A 2,284-nucleotide genomic window follows, 5' to 3' on the forward strand; every position below is an offset into this window, starting at 1 on the left:
ACGCCCCCCCAACGCGCACACCCCCCCCTCCCGCCCCACACACCCCGGTCCGCCGGCGCCCGGCGCGTCGCCAACACCACCCCCCCGCATCGGGCTGGTGCCGTTGCGGGCCGTGAAGTGCCGCAGGTACGAGCGGTCAGACATCCGGGCGGCGCGGGCCAGCAGCGGGACGGTCAGCGGGGACGCCAGGTGGCCCATCGCCCACTGCATGCTGCGGGCGACCCCGTCGTCCTCCTCCTCGACCGGGCGGACGGCGGCCTCGATGAACTGGGCCTGCCCGCCGTCCCGGTGCGGCGCCACCACGAAGCGGCGGGCCACGCTGTTGGCGACCTTGGCGCCGTGGTCGCGGCGGACCAGGTGCAGGCAGAGGTCGATCCCGGCGGCGCTGCCCGCGCTGGTGAGCACGTTCCCGTTGTCGACGTACAGCACGTCCGGGTTGACCCGCACGTCCGGGTGGCGCTGCTGGAGCAGGTCGGCGTACCGCCAGTGGGTGGTCGCCTCCTGCCCGTCGAGCAGTCCGGCGGCGGCCAGCGCGAAGGCGCCCGAGCAGATCGAGACGATCCGGGCGCCGCGCTCGTGCGCCGTCCGCAGCGCGGTGACCAGCCCGGGGGAGACCGCGCCGCTGAACGCGTTCGGCACCCCGGGGACCACCACGGTGTCGGCCGAGGCCAGTTCGTCCAGTCCGTGCCGGGCGGTCAGCGCGAACCCGCCCACCGCGTCCAGCGCCGTCCCGGGCCGGTCGGCGCACACCTTCAGCCCGTACCAGGGCGCTGCCAGCAGGCCGCCCAGTTCGGGCCGGGCCAGCCCGAACACCTCCACCACCACGCCGAGTTCGAAGGGCGCCATGCCCGCGAAGGCGTACACCGCGACGTGGTGCACCGGCTCCGGGCGGGGGCCGATGACGACGGGCACCGGGCCCGGCCCGGTGCCGACCGGGCCCTCGACGTGCTGCTCGGTCATGCGGACCCCCTGCTGACGGGTGGCGGGATGGCGGTGAGTGTAGCCGTTCCGGCCGGCCGGGAATCTGCTCGAATCCACCTGCAACCTCCACCCCGGTCACACGTCCATTGGTACGGGGGCGGAGAGGGGCTGGCCGAGGGCGGCTGTCAGGATCTCCCCGATCACGATCTTGATCAGGAGTCCTGACGGTCCGGCGAGAGCCGCCACCGTCCCGGGGGAAAGCGGAAACGCGCATGTCCATGGCCATCGGGCCGATCGCCGGGCCGACGAGGGGGCGCGGTTTCTCCGTTCGCGGAGTGGTCGCCGTGCTGTTCGGCGCGCAGGAGGCCGACGAGGTGCCCGCCGGTCCGGGTGACGAGCAGGCGGCGCAGCGCCGTTCCGGCTTCCGGCTGCTGCGCGGCGGGCGCAAGCCCGCGGAGGACCGGCCCACCCTGACCGACCTGTACCACGCCCACCGGCTGGGCCTGGTGCGGATGGCCGTCCTCCTGGTCGACCACCAGGACCTGGCCGAGGACGTCGTCCAGGAGGCCTTCACCCAGCTCTACCAGCGGTACGGCGAGCACCTGGACGACCTGGACAACGCGCTCGGGTACCTGCGCACCGCGGTGGTCAACGGCGCCCGGTCGGTGCTGCGCCGCCGGAAGACCGCCCGCGAGTACGTCCCGCCGCACGAGCCCGACGCCGCCTCCGCGGAGGACCACGCGGTGCTCAACGACGAGCACCGGCGGGTGCTCGCGGCCATGCAGGAGCTGACCCCCCGCCAGCGCGAGGTGCTGGTGCTGCGCTACTGGTCCGACCTGTCGGAGGCGCAGATCGCCGAGACCCTGGGGCTGTCCCGGGGCGCCGTGAAGTCCACTGCCAGCCGGGCCCTGGACGCCTTGGAAAAGCATCTGGAGAAGGTTCGATGACCGACAAGCTCCCCGGCCGCGAGAGCGGAGGCCGAGACGGTGACGGGCCGGCCGAGACGGCGACCGAACGGCTGCTGCGCGAGGCGATGAACGCCCGCACCTCGCTGATCACCGCGCACGACCTGCGCCCGGCGCAACCGCCGCGCGGCCGGGTGCGGCGCTTGCGCCCGGTGTACCTGACCGCCGTGCCGGTCTTCGCGCTGGCCGCCTCCCTGGCGATCGGCCTGCTCACCTTCCACGGCGACCCGCTGGCCAGGAAGGACGTCCCCCCGCCGGCCGCCACCACGACGACCTCGCCGAGCCCGACCCCCGAACCGACGGCCGCCCCCCCCCCCCCCCCCCCCCCCCCCCCCCCCCCCCCCCCCCCCCCCCCCCCCCCCCCCCCGGCGCCCCCCCCCCCCCCCCCCCCCCCGCCC

The 2,284-nt window shown here is 75.6% G+C and carries 3 protein-coding genes; 2 read left to right on the forward strand and 1 reads right to left on the reverse strand.

All coding sequences use genetic code 11. The features are described from left to right. The coding region (locus ACFV6I_RS39190; protein WP_380431037.1) for a DJ-1/PfpI family protein at positions 1-960 on the reverse strand (960 nt) is incomplete at its 3' end. Positions 961-1,193: 233 nt separating this feature from the next. Between ACFV6I_RS39190 and ACFV6I_RS39195 the strand changes: the two genes are divergently transcribed. Together ACFV6I_RS39195 and ACFV6I_RS39200 are read left to right on the forward strand one after the other, a co-directional pair. After that, the gene (locus tag ACFV6I_RS39195; protein WP_244293415.1) at positions 1,194-1,868 is read left to right on the forward strand and encodes an RNA polymerase sigma factor; all 675 of its coding nucleotides are present in this window, start codon (positions 1,194-1,196) and stop codon (positions 1,866-1,868) included. Then, on the forward strand, positions 1,865-2,284 hold a 420-nt coding region (locus ACFV6I_RS39200), incomplete at its 3' end, for a hypothetical protein (protein WP_380431040.1). The genes ACFV6I_RS39195 and ACFV6I_RS39200, both read left to right, overlap by 4 nt.

Source organism: Kitasatospora sp. NPDC059803 (genome assembly GCF_042732255.1).
GTDB lineage: Bacteria > Actinomycetota > Actinomycetes > Streptomycetales > Streptomycetaceae > Kitasatospora.

Coding starts and splice junctions, on each gene's coding strand:
- ACFV6I_RS39195 (WP_244293415.1), top strand. CDS start 1,194: ATGTCCATGGCCATCGGGCCGATCGCCGGGCCGACGAGGGGGCGCGGT.